This is a genomic window from Niallia sp. 03133 (genome assembly GCF_052663225.1).
Genome location: NZ_JBQTCY010000004.1, coordinates 206021 through 221744, shown reverse-complemented (window position 1 = coordinate 221744; position 15724 = coordinate 206021). Strand labels below are relative to the sequence as shown.

Below are 15724 nucleotides of genomic sequence, written 5' to 3'. Positions count from 1 at the left end.
AGAACATGTTTTACATAAAAAGATTCATCCTCTACAATATTAAGTATATAATTTAAAGCTTTAAGAAAAGGGTGTTAAAATGGAATATCAATATCCGATTGATATCGATTGGACAACGGAAGAAATAGTAGCTGTTATTAAATTTTTTGAATGTGTTGAACAAGCATATGAGAAAGGAATCAAAAGAAATGTATTAATGGATCATTATCGACTTTTTAAAGTCATAGTTCCTGGTAAATCTCAAGAAAAAAACGTTTGTGACGAATTTGAGGAAAGCAGTGGCTATTCTTCCTATAGAACGATTAAAAAAGCTAAAGAGACAGAAATAGATGCAATCATCAAAATGCCATAATTACAATTGACTTCCCTGATGCTTCTGTTTATTCTGTGGTGAAGTTTGGGTTAAGAATACTATATCTCATAAAGAGTGTCGAAAAAATATATAAAGGAATTTACAGGCTGAATGAAAACCATTCGTCCATCAAGGAACGGAACGACCCTCATTGAGGTGCGGATTTTTTGCTGATGAGCACCTCAATAAATGGGAAGTTGCGAAAAGAACAAATGTTTTTCAACAGCTTAAGGTGCGCTGCAGCTTTTAACAGTGCTCCAATTGTTTTATCGATAATTGATAGAGAGGAAGAAGCGTGTCGAATGTACTTTCAACAACCTGCATAAATGCTTTTCCATCCGCTAAAATAGCATCATCTGCCTCAATATGCCTCCCTACTAAAAATTCGGCTTTTTTAACATCTCTGAATCGAGCCAATGAATTTTCCAGATCTATCTCTTTTAAGCTGACAGCTCCTTTTTTCATATGATCAAGGGAAATGACGAAATCATTTGGTATGGTTGTTTTCAATGTTTGCATATTTTTTAAAAATGTTTCTGCGATTTCTTTTTTATGCGGCAATTCATAAATATAAGCCAGCCAGATAAATACATGATCATCAAATAATCCGATTTGAAAATGCGGATGCTGTTTGTACCCCCGTTTATTAGCTGCAAGCGCCAGCCAAGTATCTTTAGGAGGATTCACGGTTCTTCGTGCATGTCTTGCTATATGTAAAAATATTTCATTTCCTAATTTTACAGAAAGATCGGCGGCAGCTTTTCGGCCGATTTCCTGAAATTTAGGCTGTATCCGCTCTTGTATTGCACGCATTCTTTCATCGAGGCCATCTATGGTAAAAGTATTGAAATCTTGTGAATTAAATCCTTCAAACTGCATGATTTAAGCTCCTTTAGTAAGTTTATATATGGTAAGAATGGGTATAAAATAACAAGCAGAACAAGCAGGCAACCATGAATAGTTTGCTTTTTCCTCATTGCCTTTATCGATCTAACCCTAATACATAGGAAGGTATGTTTGCTTTTGCATGGGGGAGTTAGATGAATTGTACCCGCCGCTTTTCAGCTTGTTTTTTCCCATTTAGGCATCGAAGAGGTATCTTTATGATTTACCAGTGAATAAGCAGTAATTTATGTTCAAGCTTGTTGTTCAATAGTTTACCATATATAGAAGTTTTATCCCACTATTAAAAGGCAGCAAGACCTCCATCTCAAGATGCTGAGAACTCGGAGGAAGCTAGGTGGGGAGGAAGAAAACCCCACTGATGGAAAGGTTCACTTTATAAAATGAAAGTGGACTTTTAGGTTATAACACATATTTGTTGCAAGGAATGTGATTTCAACATATGATAAAAGAAATCATTAGAAACATAAGTCGATGGAAGGGGTGTACTGTCAGTGAAACAATTAATGAATTTAGCGAAGACGAAAGACGTGGAAAGAGAAAAAAGAGCTGTTCTTCGATTAGAAATGGACTATGAGTTGGCTACTTTATTTGATGCTATGAACGAAAAGAATGAAATGCAAAAAAAGGAAAGTAAGCAAAAGCTTGAAAAAATTAGACAGGAGCTTCTGAGACTTAAAGCGTTATAATGTAATAATCGTGGATAATCATAAATGCAATCGGCAGGAATTTGCCGGGAGTATTTATGATTTTTACTTTCATCTGATAGTGAGTTTCTTGTCTATAATGGATAATGTTGGAGAAAAATTACTTGATGCATGATAATCATTACAGTAAGCTAAACTATAAATGAAGAATTTATAAAAAGGCAGGCAGGAGTCTTACATAGAAAAAACGAATTAAGGATGGGGAATATGACTAATTGGCGTGAAGTGGATGCAATTGCAAAAGAATGGATTAAAGAAGCTGGAGAAAGAATTAAACAATCTTTTTCAAAAGAGCTTTTGATAGAAACAAAATCAAATAAAAATGATTTAGTTACAGAAATAGATAAAGCAACAGAAGATTTTCTTATAAAAAACATTAATCAAACATTTCCAAATCATCGAATTTTAGGCGAAGAAGGATTATCGGAAGCTGTGGAAGATTTAAAAGGAGTCGTGTGGATTATTGATCCTATTGACGGCACGATGAATTTTGTCCATATGCAGCGGGATTTTGCCATCTCAATTGGCATATATGAAGACGGTGTGGGGAAAATAGGATTAATATATGATGTAGTGGCTGATGAACTTTATCATGTAATAAAAGGAAATGGTGTATATATGAATGATATTCCATTAGCGCCTTTAAAAGAAACTAGTGTTGAAAAAGGAATAATTGGTTTAAATTCAACATGGGTAACAGAAAATAAGCGGATTGATCCAACCATCCTTGCACCTTTGGCTAGAGATGCGAGAGGGACAAGGTCATTTGGGTCAGCATGTTTAGAACTTGCTTATATAGCATCTGGTAGAATGGATGCCTATATTACCTTGAGACTTTCTCCTTGGGATTATGCTGCAGGAAAAATTATGATAGAAGAGCTTGGCGGAATGGTAACTTCTTTGCGAAATGAAAAGTTAAATATGCTGACACAAAATTCATTTTTTGCTAGTAAACCAGGGCTGCATCAAGAAATATTGGAAAAATATTTAAATAATGGTAAATGGTAAAAATATTTTTTCAGGCAATAGTGCGTTGAGCTAGTTCAGCTCCCTACTATTGCTTTTTTGCCATCTAGGAAATAATGAAATTTCTGGACTTATTGGTAGCATCAAATGTAGTAGATCAGTATCAAAGAATGAAACTAAGTCTTAATAAAAGTAAGCTGACTATGAAAGTTAGAATGAGGTATACAAATGAAAATCGCCATGTTCTGTGAACCGCAGCTAACCATCAGGGAGGCAAGCATTCCCCTGATGGAAGAGTGGGCCTTAACTCTGTCTAGCCCTTCCGAAGTGTGGAATATATGATTGCAGTTGTTTCAATAGATTTAAAAGATGCAAGTTAGTCAAAGGCTGGCGAGTAGTTAATAAGGCAATATGTACGCAAATAAATCAAGGCATTTTCGTTTTTGTTAAATCAAGGGGATTTTTGCAGCAGTTCTTTTTTCCTTAGCTTTCGTTTCTTTCGCAGGGCTAATAAAAGAGTAGCTGAAAATAAAATAAAGAAAATAGCAGCTCCTCTATAGCTGCGCTCTACAATGCATATTCCTGTGCTCAGAAAAGAAGATACAGTAAAAATGATATAATAATAAAATGGGCCAATTTCTTTCTCCATAAATTGCTTCCTTTCCGTTTATTGGTAAAAAATAGCGGATGTTGGTAAAAATAACGGTTCCAATGCATCTTTTTTTATTTTACAATAAAAACACTTTAGGTTTCTACTATATTATATGGTATAATGACTCAGTTATAATGTGTAAAATAGTGAAAAATAGATAGACCATTTAGGTAGGAGTGAAATTTTTGAAAATTAGAGAAGATATTCGTAATATTGCTATTATTGCCCACGTTGACCACGGGAAAACAACGTTAGTGGATCAGCTGTTAAAACAGTCTGGTACTTTCCGTACAAATGAGCATGTAGAAGAGCGTGCAATGGATTCAAATGATCTAGAAAGAGAACGCGGTATTACCATTTTAGCAAAAAATACGGCGATTCAATATAAAGATAAGCGCATTAACATTTTGGATACACCTGGACACGCTGACTTTGGCGGAGAAGTAGAACGTATCATGAAAATGGTTGATGGAGTATTGCTTGTTGTGGATGCATATGAAGGCTGTATGCCACAAACTCGTTTTGTGCTGAAAAAGGCATTAGAGCAAAAGTTAACGCCGATTGTTGTTGTGAACAAAATTGACCGTGACTTTGCACGTCCTGCAGAAGTAGTGGATGAAGTAATTGATTTATTTATTGAATTAGATGCATCGGAAGAACAATTAGAATTCCCTGTTATTTATGCATCTGCAATTAATGGTACTGCAAGTGTGAATCCGGAAAAACAAGATGAAAACATGCAATCATTATATGATGCAGTTGTTGATCATATTCCTGCGCCAGTTGACAACCGTGAAGAACCATTACAATTCCAAGTAGCACTTCTGGACTACAATGATTATGTTGGAAGAATTGGGATTGGCCGCGTATTCCGTGGAACAATGAAAGTTGGACAGCAAGTTGCATTAATGAAGCTTGACGGAACGGTAAAACAATTCCGTGTAACAAAAATCTTCGGTTTCTTTGGATTAAAAAGACAAGAGATAGAAGAGGCATACGCTGGTGATTTAATTGCAGTATCTGGAATGGAAGATATCAACGTTGGAGAAACAGTATGTCCATTTGATCATCAAGATGCACTTCCAGTCCTTCGTATTGATGAGCCAACATTGCAAATGACATTTTTAGTAAACAACAGTCCGTTTGCAGGAAAAGAAGGTAAGTATTTAACTTCAAGAAAAATTGAAGAAAGATTACGTGCACAATTAGAAACTGATGTAAGCTTACGTGTTGAAAATACAGATTCACCGGATGCTTGGACAGTATCTGGCCGCGGTGAACTTCATTTATCCATCCTAATTGAAAACATGCGCCGTGAAGGTTATGAGCTGCAAGTATCGAAACCAGAAGTTATCGTTAAAACAATTGATGGTGTTCGCAGTGAACCAGTTGAACGTGTACAAATTGATGTCCCAGAAGAACATACTGGTTCTGTTATGGAGTCAATTGGTGCTCGTAAAGGGGAAATGCTGGATATGATCAATAACGGAAATGGACAAGTACGATTAATTTTTAACGTACCAGCCCGTGGACTGATTGGTTATACAACAGAATTCCTAACATTAACACGCGGATATGGCATCATTAACCATACATTTGACAGCTACCAGCCAATGGCTTCTGGTCAAGTCGGCGGACGTCGTCAAGGGGTGCTAGTAAGTATGGAATCTGGGAAATCATCTACCTACGGCATTATGCAAGTTGAAGACCGCGGAATTATCTTTGTTGAAGCAGGAACAGAGATTTACGAAGGAATGATTGTCGGCGAACATACTCGTGAAAACGACATTACGGTAAATATTACAAAAGTGAAACAAGCAACAAATATCCGCTCTGCAAACAAAGACCAAACTGCAACAATGAAGAAACCAAGAATTATGACATTGGAAGAATCTTTAGAATACTTAAATGAAGATGAGTATTGTGAAGTAACTCCTGAGTCCATTCGTCTGCGCAAAAAAATTCTGAATAAATCAGAACGTGAACGTGTAACGAAAAAGAAAAAATTAGCAGAATAAGATAAAATAGAAGCTGGCTTCATATATTAAGTAGTTCAGTTTTTGTTAAGATACAATAGAAACAGCATAATTTTAGACCAAATCGAATAGTGATTTGGTCTTTTGCTTTTGTTGCTATAACAATTGAATAAGTGAATAAAGGATTTAGTGGATAGGGGTAGGGCAAAGAAGGGATGAAAAAAAGAACTTGTATAAGTTTACAGGCTCTTAAAAAAAGTTCGCTCTCTTCGTCACCCCCCGTTTTTTGCGGTGCTCATTACCCAAAAACGGTAGCTACGCTCCTCCAATAGCGATTGTAATACTAGGTTCTTCTACAGCATACCAATTAAGAAAGGCAAGCGAAAAAAAGGAAGTATATTGTATGGGGCATCACAACACTACTATGGTAGCAATCGCACCATTCTTATCTTTTTCAATAGGTTTAACATATGCATTTATTGTTGAAAATAATTAGGCAGCACTGATTATGTAGTATTTATTTCCAATTATTTGTATCATTGGACTTATTCTATTATTGGTAGGTACCTTTAAGAAAAAGGAACAGAATATTTATCCCACTCTTAACGGGCATTAAAACCTCCACCTCAAGATGCAGAGAAATCGAGGAAGCTAGGTGGGGGTTAGTTGAAGCAAGATTTTTAAATGTAATGAAAAATGCTTGGATATAAACTGCACCTCCAATTGTTAGCCACAATTCATTCAATTGGAGGTGCATTTTTACTAAGATAAAATAATGTGAATTTTTGATTCTCTCAAACGTTATTTGAACTACTTATCTATATAGCCAAACATCTTTTTGTATGGTGCAAGCTGACCAAGGAGCTTCCGCTTTTCTTGTTGTCACCATTCTTCTTCTGTTATTTTGCTGCGGTATAGGACGAAATTGCCTGAGTCTACCCGTTTTTGTGTATTTTCAGTTATTCTTGTATCGCATTTTTTACACATATACGTATGGATTGGCCGATTTCTAAGTCTTTTTGCTTGAAAAGAGTTTTCATCTATATCTTCAATTGTATCGCAGATTACACATTTTACTTTCAATTCTTGCCACCTCTAATCAAAAAAATATCAAAACTGATTATAGGCTATTATAATATAATTACGTAAAGAAAACGAGTTTAATCCCGCAAGCGATTATTGGATTGTTCGTTTTGATCTTTTTGTAAATCTTTTTCTTCTTTACGATTTAATTTTTCATCAGGATTTTTTACATTCGTTTTAGGATTTGGGTTTATCATATCTGCAGGAACCTCAGGCATCAACCTGCCTGTAATATCAGCCAGTTCATTAAAGATTCCTTGAATTGGTTTTCCGTTCTTAATATCTTCTGAAATTTCTTTTAGTCTTGCTGTTACATCGGGGTCTGCTACAATCATAGCATAAGCTCCATTTGGATCATTTTTTAAACTTTCTGCAACGGAATATTTAATGGATCCTACTTCTGATCGATCAAGATTCGATTTTATATCAATTCCAACAATGGCATATTTTCCAAGTACGATTGCTGTTGCATCATTAACATTTGGAATGCTTGTTGCAAGGGAGACAAGCCTTTCCGAGATATCTTGTCCGGTTTTTCGGTCTACTTCTGTAATATTGGTGTTTTTAACATTCATTAAATGCTGTTCTGATCGATTAGATTGAGACTCATTATGATTATTCACGTTGGCACACCCAACAAGAAGCAGCATAAAAATCAGGGTTAAGGCAGCTTTTTTCATATGGATACCTCCAAAAATAGTTCTTTTTCACGCTTTTTTTACACTTCCTCTGTTTATTGTGCAAAATATCTTCTATCTTTATGCGGTAAAACATATATTTAACCAAGGTTTCTTTCCGTTAAGCGGATAATGCAAGCAATATATGACGTTGAAGCAGGAGGCATCGGTTTGAGTAAAATATACGTTTTAGATACGAATGTCTTGTTACAAGATCCCTATTCCATTTTTTCCTTTGAAGACAATGATGTAGTGATTCCAGCAGTAGCTTTGGAAGAAGTTGACAGTAAAAAACGATATATGGATGAAATTGGGAGGAACGCAAGACAAATATCCAGATTAATTGATAAGCTAAGAGAAGTAGGAAAATTACATGATAAAATCCCGCTTGAAAATGGTGGAACACTGAGAATCGAATTAAACCATCGTTCTTTTCATCAGCTGCAGGAAATATTTGTGGAAAAAACAAATGACAATCGAATATTAGCAGTTGCCAAAAATTTATCGACAGAAGAAAAGAAAAAAGAAAATGGACGAACTGTTATTTTAGTCAGTAAAGATACATTGGTCCGTGTAAAGGCAGATGCAATCGGGTTAATATCAGAAGATTTTTTAAGCGATAGAGTCGTAGAAAATGATCATCTATATACCGGCTTTGCAGATATACAAGTAACGCTGGATTTACTAAATAAATTTTACGAAAAAGGGAAATTGGCTATTTCAGAAATAGGAAATGGAATGTATTATCCTAATCAGTTTTTAATTTTAAAAGATGTTTTAGGCTCTTCCTCATCCGCATTAGGAATGGTAGATTCATCTCGAAAGTATGTAAAAAAACTTGTCTTTGACCACGAACATATTTGGGGAATTAGACCGCGAAATGTCCAACAAACGATGGCAATGGAATTACTCTTAAAAAAAGATTTGCCTTTGGTTACGCTGATTGGAAAAGCCGGAACTGGCAAAACATTGTTGGCATTAGCATCTGGACTAATGCAAACAGAAGATTTTGGAGATTATAAAAAGTTGTTAGTTGCAAGGCCGATTGTACCTATGGGCAAGGATTTAGGGTTTCTCCCAGGAGAGAAGGAAGAGAAATTGAGACCATGGATGCAGCCAATATTTGATAATCTGGAATTTTTGTTTAATACAAAAAAACCTGGTGAACTAGAAGCCATTCTTGCTGGGATGGGATCAATTGAGGTTGAAGCATTAACATATATCCGCGGGAGAAGTATTCCGGATCAATTTATTATTATTGACGAGGCGCAAAATTTAACAAAGCATGAAGTGAAGACCATTTTAACAAGGGTTGGGGACGGCAGTAAAATTGTATTGATGGGAGATCCTGAACAAATTGATCATCCTTACTTGGATGCATTTAATAATGGTTTATCTTATGTGGTGGAACGATTTAAAGATCAGCAAATTGCGGGTCATGTTAAACTGGTAAAAGGGGAACGTTCAGGTTTGGCGCAGCTTGCTGCAGATCTTCTTTGAAAATTAATTTACAGCAAAAAAATATCAGTGGGAGATATGCATTTAAATGCAGATGATGTTTATAAATGCAGAAAACTCCCGCTGTGGGATTTACCTTACTTGGATGCCTTGAATATATTTAACTGGCCTTTGCTCTATTCCTTTATTGCGTACATATAAGTGGACTGGTCCATCTTCTTGAATGGCTTTGCCTTGCCTGCAGAACAATAAGTATATTTCATCCAATAATAATAGAGGAAAAGCTACTTCATCATTCTTTGTATGTATAATGATCTCTTCTGCATCGGGAAATGGTTCAGCATGAGATATAAAAGGAGCAAGCGGCATAAAATAGGTTCCTTTTAGCAAGTCTTCTTTTTTATCTGTTATTTTATTCGCTCTTACCGGAGGGATTGCGGCTCCTTCTGTTATTTCTTTGTCCCAATGACGTGAGATTTCTTTTGTATAAGTCACCAGGGCATCTTCGTTTGGTGATGAAGCAAATAGTTGATTTTCGGTTATTTTTCGTGCATCAAAGATCCAAACGCTTGGATCTATGGTAATGTGAAATGCAACAGCGCCTTTTATTGGAATAATAGGTTCCATTTTTTCCTCCTATAACATTTGTTGATTAAAATAGTTCAAATGAAAAAAAGAAACGCTTTCATTTGATTGCGAAATAAAAATAATTGTTCCTTTAAAGAGCTTGGAATATATTTAGTATAGCTTTAAGCATTTGTCCTGTCATTGTTTTTGTGTAGCAGAAAGTAAGAACGAATAAAGCTTATTCATTTATTGTTCTTGCATTTTTTCTAGGTTGAGTTTAAACTTTATAGAAAGGATAATCGCTCGGAAACGGGGGGATAAGGTTGACTTCTGAAATGATTATTAATCATAAAGAAAAAGCAAATGCATTATTAAAAGCAGATGCAAACAAAATATTGAAGCTTATTAAAGTACAGATGGAAAATTTAACAATGCCACAATGTCCTTTATATGAAGAAGTTCTGGATACGCAAATGTTCGGCTTATCCAAAGAAATAGATTTTGCCATTCGTCTTGGTTTAGTGGAAGAAACTATTGGCAAAAAAATATTAGACGAGTTGGAAAAAGAGCTGTCTGCTTTACATGAAGCTTCTATAAGAAAATAAAAAGTAAACTCAAACAAATGCCAGTCTTGTTTGAGTTTTTTTTAGTAGCAATGCAAAAAACGGTTTAGAAGAGACAGACAAAAGAAGATTGACTATAATAAAGAGATGAAATGTTTTTTCATGAAAAGAGGAAGGAACAGTCTATGTTATAGAGTGTATTAGAAAATGAGCATCCGAGCAAGGCGAATAACGAAGAAATCGAACGTTTGTCGGCAGCCTGCAGCCTATTTTTCTTCTTTTGTTTGGCAGGAAATTACATAACAATAGAGAATGTATAAAGCAACGTAGAAATTAAAAGGGAAGCGGTTTTATGTTTAAAAAAATTTTAAAATCATATGATTATTCCTTAATTATTGTGATGATAGTATTATCTATTTTCGGATTAATTATGGTTTACAGTGCCAGTATGGTAAGTGCAGTGCAATATTATGAACATGACAGCAGTGATTTTTATTATAAAAAGCAGTTATACCATTTAATTGTGGCGGGATTTGTGTTTATAATAGCAGCGCTTTTTCCATATAAAGCATTTCTTAGCAACAGGCTGCTTGTTCCAATGGTGTTTATGTCGTTAATTGGATTATTTGGATTATTTGTTTTAGGACATGTTGCAGGAAATGCACAAAGCTGGTACCAAATAGGAAGCTCTAGTCTGCAGCCAGCAGAATTTGTAAAGCTCGGAGTTATTATTTATTTGTCGGCGGTTTATGCGAAAAAACAGTCTTATATTAATGAGTTTAACAAAGGAGTAGCACCACCTATCGTATATTTACTGTTTGTTTGCGGGCTTGTTGCTATTCAGCCTGATTTTGGAACAGCAGCGATTATTTTCCTTATCGGATCAACTGTTATTATTTGTTCTGGAATGAATCTTCGCAATCTATTAAGATTAGCAGTTATTGGAGCTGCAACATTGGTTCCTTTTCTATTGATTTTCAGCAAAGAGATATTTTCAGCTAAAAAACTGGATCGAATTTTTGTGTTTTTAGATTCTCCTTTTGCTCATGAAACAGCTTCCGGATATCAAATGAGCAACTCGCTGATTGCAATCGGAGGGGGAGGATTAAAAGGAGTAGGGCTTGGACAAGGTATTCAAAAATTAGGTTATTTAACCGATGGTCATACCGACTTTATCATGGCGGTAATTGCAGAAGAACTTGGAATTTATGGAGTTGTTTTTGTTATTGGATGTTTAAGCTATATTGTATTAAGAGGGATTTACATCGGTTTGCGATGTAAAGATTCGTTTGGCAGCTTGCTGGCAATAGGGATTTCAAGCATGATCGGCATTCAATCATTTATTAATATTGGAGGTGTCTCAGGAGTTATTCCTTTAACAGGAGTTCCCCTGCCGTTTGTCAGCTATGGAGGGTCGTCCCTTGTAATTTTAGCCATCAGCATGGGGATGTTGGTCAATATTTCCATGTTTGTTAAATATGAAAAGGTATATAAAAACAGCGCGGAGAAAGTAGCATCAGAAATACCAGAACAGCCAAAGAATAGATTTTTGCAAAACAGATATTAGATGTCTGTCATTTGGTTGTGATGTCAATATTTTTCAACTATTGGAAGCTTATCGACAATATTTTCGTATTACCGTGTAAAGACTTGGATGAAGGGAATTTATCCCACTCTTAACGGGCAGTAAGACCCCCACCTCGGGGATGCTGAGGAATCGAAGAAGCAAGGTGGGGGATTACTGCCCGTAAAGGTCTGATAAGAGGTACACAAACTAAGGTCGCCACTTCCTGTGGCAACGTTTGTGTGATCCACATCCTGTGGACCGCAAGCTTTCAATCAGTGGGGGATGAAGAAAACCCCACTGATTGAAAGGTTCGTTTTATCATGATTGCATAATGAACAGTTGAATATGGCTAACAACAACCAAAGAAGCGAACATATGTCTACAGCCAAATAAAAAGTATGAACTATTTTAACCGAAAGATAGCTATATTTTTATTAAGTAGATGGGGTGTTTTGAATGGTGCAGCAAATTAAAAAGGTACTTGTAGCAAACAGAGGGGAAATTGCAATTCGTATTTTTCGAGCATGCAGTGAAGTCAATATAAGAACTGTTGCGATCTATTCGAAGGAAGATTCGGGCTCCTACCATCGGTATAAAGCAGATGAGGCTTATTTGGTTGGAGAAGGAAAAAAACCAATTGATTCTTACTTGGATATAGAAGGCATAATCGATATTGCAAAAAACAGCGACGTAGATGCTATTCATCCAGGTTATGGTTTTCTTTCAGAAAATATTCAATTTGCGAAAAGGTGTGAAGAAGAAGGGATTATTTTCATTGGACCTGAAACTCGGCATTTAGATATGTTTGGAGATAAAGTGAAGGCAAGAACACAAGCTGTGATCGCTAATATACCAATAATTCCTGGTTCTGACGGACCAATCGGTAAGGTAGAAGAGGTAGAAATGTTTTCTAAGCAGCATGGCTTCCCTATTATCATTAAAGCGTCTCTCGGTGGAGGCGGAAGAGGGATGAGAATTGTTCGTGAGCAAAAAGAGTTAAAGGAAGCATACGAGCGTGCAAAGTCGGAAGCGAAAGCTGCATTCGGAAACGATGAAGTGTATGCGGAAAGATTCATTGAAAATCCAAAGCATATTGAAGTACAGATTATTGGTGATAAACATGGGAATCTTATTCATTTGTATGAAAGAGACTGCTCGGTTCAACGTCGCCACCAAAAGGTAGTCGAAGTGGCTCCAAGTGTTTCGATTTCAAATGAATTAAGAGAGCGGATTTGTGAGGCTGCGATAAACTTAATGAAAAATGTGTCCTATGTAAATGCAGGTACTGTAGAATTTTTAGTTGCCGACAATCAGTTTTATTTTATTGAAGTAAATCCACGTGTACAAGTGGAGCATACCATCACAGAAATGGTTACTGGCATTGATATTGTGCAAACCCAGCTTTTAGTAGCAGAAGGATACGATATTCATTCAAAAGAAATTGGCATTCCAGAACAAGACAGTATTATTTTAAATGGTTTTGCCATACAGTCTCGTGTTACAACAGAAGATCCACTGCAAAATTTTATGCCAGACACGGGTAAAATCGTGGCATATCGTTCCGGCGGCGGTTTTGGTGTTCGATTGGATGCGGGAAATGCATTTAATGGCTCTGTAATCACTCCCTATTATGATTCCTTGCTTGTAAAAGTATCTACATGGGCTTTAACATTCGAGCAAGCAGCAGCTAAAATGAGAAGAAATTTAAAGGAGTTTAGAATTAGAGGAATAAAAACCAACATCCCTTTTTTGGAAAATGTAGTAAAACATCCGAAATTTTTAAGTGGAGAATATGATACTTCTTTTATTGATACGACACAAGAATTGTTTTTGTTTCCGAAAAGGAAAGATAGAGGAACAAAATTGCTTCAGTATATTGGAAATGTTACAATCAACGGTTTTCCAGGCATTGAGGCAAAAAAAAGACCAGTATTTGAATCGCCGAGAGTTCCTTCCATTTCTTCTGATTTAATTTATAAAGACGGGACAAAACAAATTTTAACAAACCATGGTGCAGAAGGATTAGTGCAATGGGTGAAAAATCAAAAAGAAGTGCTTCTGACAGATACTACTTTTCGTGATGCCCACCAATCCTTATTAGCTACAAGGGTACGAACAAAAGATTTGCACCATATTGCGGAGCATACAGTAAAGCTTTTGCCTGAAATGTTTTCTTATGAAATGTGGGGAGGCGCAACATTTGATGTTGCTTATCGTTTTTTAAAAGAAGATCCGTGGGATCGGTTATTAACGCTTAGAAAACAAATGCCAAATGTATTGCTGCAAATGCTCCTGCGATCTTCCAATGCGGTTGGATATAAAAATTATCCTGATAATGTTATTCGAGAATTTGTGGAGAAATCAGCGCATGCAGGTATTGATGTATTTCGAATTTTTGATAGCTTAAACTGGGTAAAAGGCATGGAAGTAGCGATTGATGCAGTGAGACAATCGGGGAAAATTGCTGAAGCAGCGATTTGTTATACAGGTGATATTTCAGATCCGCAACGAACAAAATACAATTTAGACTATTATAAAACGATGGCAAAAGAACTGGAGAGTCAAGGAGCTCATATTTTATGTATAAAGGATATGGCAGGGCTTTTAAAACCGCAATCTGCCTATACATTGATTTCAGCCTTAAAAGAAACGGTTGAATTGCCGATTCATCTGCATACACATGATACGAGCGGCAATGGTATATTTACATATGCAAATGCTATAAAAGCAGGTGTTGATATCGTGGATGTAGCTGTCAGTTCCATGTCTGGATTAACTTCTCAGCCTAGCGCAAATTCTTTATTTTACAGTTTGGAAAACACAGACAGACAGCCAAATCTTAATATTGATCATTTGGAGCAAATTTCGCATTACTGGGAAGATGTCCGCAAATATTATCATGATTTTGAGAGCGGCATATTGGCCCCGCATACGGAAGTATATAAACATGAAATGCCAGGTGGTCAATACAGTAATCTGCAGCAGCAGGCAAAAGCAGTTGGTTTAAGTGAGAAATGGGATGCAGTAAAGAGAATGTATACCATTGTAAATAAAATGTTTGGCGATATTGTGAAAGTAACCCCATCTTCAAAAGTGGTTGGCGACATGGCTTTATATATGGTGCAGAATGAATTGACAGAAGAAGATGTGTTGAATAAAGGAGCAAATATGGATTTTCCTGATTCCGTTGTAGAATTTTTCAGCGGGTATTTAGGGAAGCCGGTCGGCGGTTTTCCAAAACAGCTGCAGAAAATCATCTTAAAAGGCAAAAAGCAAATAGATGTCCGTCCTGGAGAACTGCTAGAACCTGTTGATTTTACCCATATAAAAGAAACATTATATAAAGAAATCAACCGACCAATTACTATTTTTGATGCCATTGCATATGCTTTATATCCTCAAGTATTTTTAGAATATGAAAAAACAGTGCAATTGTTTGGTGATATTTCTGTCTTAGATACCCCAACTTTTCTATATGGATTAAGACTCGGGGAAGAAATAGAAGTAGAAATTGAAAAAGGAAAAACATTGATTGTGAAGCTTGTTTCGATCGGACACCCTCAAGCAGATGGAACGAGAGTGGTTTATTTTGAACTAAATGGGCAGCCTCGTGAAGTGGTGATAAAAGATGAGAGTATTAAAGCCACCGTTCAGTCGAAAGTGAAAGCGGATATGAAAAACCCTCGTCATATTGCTGCTTCCATGCCTGGTACAGTTGTGAAAGTATTGGTAGAAAAAGGAGAAAAGGTGGAAAAAGGCGATCATTTAATGATTACCGAAGCTATGAAGATGGAAACAACAGTCCAATCTCCTTACTCTGGTTATGTGAAAGATATTTTTACGCAAAATGGAGAGGCGATTCAAACAGGAGATTTATTAATAGAGCTGTCTAAATAATAAGAAAAGCGAAAGCGTCTTGCTGAAAGGCGTACGAACTGACATGCTAAGTACGCAGTGAAGGAAATTCGACTAACTGCGCAATATCCTGTTGCAACGTCGATTGACTCGAATCCTTCGAGCCTGCAGCATCGCTTGCTTTTGTATATCTTGTACCTCGGAAGGACTTTTGACCCAGATAAGGTGAACCTTCCATTAGGAGATGTTCTATCCTTTGATGGTTAGTTGAGTCGATCGGCGCTAATGCTAGACAATTATCTAAATAGAGGTACAAATTCTTATATTAAAGGGAGACATATCATACGATTAAGTGTATGTTTTATGTCTTCTTTTTTTGTAAGATCAGCGTACTATGT

13 protein-coding genes are annotated in these 15724 nt (G+C 36.2%); 8 read left to right on the top strand and 5 right to left on the bottom strand.

What is annotated here, in order from left to right; all coding sequences use genetic code 11:
- Positions 1 to 79: 79 nt before the first annotated feature.
- On the top strand, positions 80 to 352 hold the full coding sequence (locus ACTYBU_RS07495) for a UPF0223 family protein (RefSeq protein WP_445488494.1): 273 nt from the start codon (positions 80 to 82) through the stop codon (positions 350 to 352).
- Between the two features lie 246 nt (positions 353 to 598).
- Here ACTYBU_RS07495 and ACTYBU_RS07490 read toward each other — a convergent pair whose 3' ends face one another.
- On the bottom strand, positions 599 to 1231 hold the full coding sequence (locus ACTYBU_RS07490) for a YktB family protein (RefSeq protein WP_445488492.1): 633 nt from the start codon (positions 1229 to 1231) through the stop codon (positions 599 to 601).
- A gap of 518 nt (positions 1232 to 1749) precedes the next feature.
- Here ACTYBU_RS07490 and ACTYBU_RS07485 point away from each other — a divergent pair.
- Entirely contained in the window at positions 1750 to 1944 is a 195-nt protein-coding gene (locus tag ACTYBU_RS07485; protein WP_445488490.1) for a hypothetical protein, read from the top strand.
- 225 nt (positions 1945 to 2169) lie between these two features.
- Entirely contained in the window at positions 2170 to 2970 is an 801-nt protein-coding gene (locus ACTYBU_RS07480; protein ID WP_445488488.1) for an inositol monophosphatase family protein, read from the top strand.
- 409 nt (positions 2971 to 3379) lie between these two features.
- Here ACTYBU_RS07480 and ACTYBU_RS07475 read toward each other — a convergent pair whose 3' ends face one another.
- Positions 3380 to 3577: a hypothetical protein gene (locus tag ACTYBU_RS07475; RefSeq protein ID WP_445488486.1), complete on the bottom strand. Its 198-nt coding sequence runs from the start codon at positions 3575 to 3577 to the stop codon at positions 3380 to 3382.
- Between the two features lie 188 nt (positions 3578 to 3765).
- Here ACTYBU_RS07475 and typA point away from each other — a divergent pair, with 188 nt between their 5' ends.
- Entirely contained in the window at positions 3766 to 5598 is a 1833-nt protein-coding gene (gene typA, locus ACTYBU_RS07470) for a translational GTPase TypA (protein WP_445488485.1), read from the top strand.
- 840 nt (positions 5599 to 6438) lie between these two features.
- On the opposite strand, the gene ACTYBU_RS07465 is transcribed toward typA, so the two are convergent.
- Together ACTYBU_RS07465 and ACTYBU_RS07460 are read right to left on the bottom strand one after the other, a co-directional pair.
- On the bottom strand, positions 6439 to 6639 hold the full coding sequence (locus tag ACTYBU_RS07465) for a YlaI family protein (protein ID WP_445488483.1): 201 nt from the start codon (positions 6637 to 6639) through the stop codon (positions 6439 to 6441).
- Positions 6640 to 6716: 77 nt separating this feature from the next.
- On the bottom strand, positions 6717 to 7319 hold the full coding sequence (locus ACTYBU_RS07460) for a YhcN/YlaJ family sporulation lipoprotein (RefSeq protein WP_445488481.1): 603 nt from the start codon (positions 7317 to 7319) through the stop codon (positions 6717 to 6719).
- Positions 7320 to 7487: 168 nt separating this feature from the next.
- On the opposite strand from ACTYBU_RS07460, the gene ACTYBU_RS07455 reads away from it, so the two are divergent.
- Complete coding sequence (locus ACTYBU_RS07455; protein WP_445488479.1) at positions 7488 to 8816, top strand: PhoH family protein; 1329 nt, start codon at positions 7488 to 7490, stop codon at positions 8814 to 8816.
- A 90-nt stretch (positions 8817 to 8906) separates the two neighbouring features.
- On the opposite strand, the gene ACTYBU_RS07450 is transcribed toward ACTYBU_RS07455, so the two are convergent.
- Positions 8907 to 9401 carry a peptidyl-prolyl cis-trans isomerase gene (locus ACTYBU_RS07450; RefSeq protein ID WP_445488477.1) on the bottom strand — a complete coding sequence of 165 codons (495 nt, stop codon included), beginning with the start codon at positions 9399 to 9401 and terminating at the stop codon, positions 8907 to 8909.
- A 263-nt stretch (positions 9402 to 9664) separates the two neighbouring features.
- Between ACTYBU_RS07450 and ACTYBU_RS07445 the strand changes: the two genes are divergently transcribed.
- From ACTYBU_RS07445 to pyc, 3 genes are all read left to right on the top strand, one after another.
- Complete coding sequence (locus tag ACTYBU_RS07445) at positions 9665 to 9946, top strand: YlaN family protein (protein WP_445488476.1); 282 nt, start codon at positions 9665 to 9667, stop codon at positions 9944 to 9946.
- A 310-nt stretch (positions 9947 to 10256) separates the two neighbouring features.
- A complete protein-coding gene (locus ACTYBU_RS07440) occupies positions 10257 to 11471 on the top strand; it encodes an FtsW/RodA/SpoVE family cell cycle protein (RefSeq protein WP_445488474.1) in 1215 nt (404 codons plus the stop codon).
- Between the two features lie 456 nt (positions 11472 to 11927).
- Complete coding sequence (pyc, locus tag ACTYBU_RS07435) at positions 11928 to 15368, top strand: pyruvate carboxylase (protein ID WP_445488472.1); 3441 nt, start codon at positions 11928 to 11930, stop codon at positions 15366 to 15368.
- The last annotated feature ends 356 nt before the right edge of the window (positions 15369 to 15724 follow it).

Coding starts and splice junctions, on each gene's coding strand:
- ACTYBU_RS07495 (WP_445488494.1), top strand. CDS start 80: ATGGAATATCAATATCCGATTGATATCGATTGGACAACGGAAGAAATA.
- ACTYBU_RS07490 (WP_445488492.1), bottom strand. CDS start 1,231: ATGCAGTTTGAAGGATTTAATTCACAAGATTTCAATACTTTTACCATA.
- ACTYBU_RS07480 (WP_445488488.1), top strand. CDS start 2,170: ATGACTAATTGGCGTGAAGTGGATGCAATTGCAAAAGAATGGATTAAA.
- ACTYBU_RS07475 (WP_445488486.1), bottom strand. CDS start 3,577: ATGGAGAAAGAAATTGGCCCATTTTATTATTATATCATTTTTACTGTA.
- ACTYBU_RS07460 (WP_445488481.1), bottom strand. CDS start 7,319: ATGAAAAAAGCTGCCTTAACCCTGATTTTTATGCTGCTTCTTGTTGGG.
- ACTYBU_RS07450 (WP_445488477.1), bottom strand. CDS start 9,401: ATGGAACCTATTATTCCAATAAAAGGCGCTGTTGCATTTCACATTACC.
- ACTYBU_RS07440 (WP_445488474.1), top strand. CDS start 10,257: ATGTTTAAAAAAATTTTAAAATCATATGATTATTCCTTAATTATTGTG.
- pyc (WP_445488472.1), top strand. CDS start 11,928: ATGGTGCAGCAAATTAAAAAGGTACTTGTAGCAAACAGAGGGGAAATT.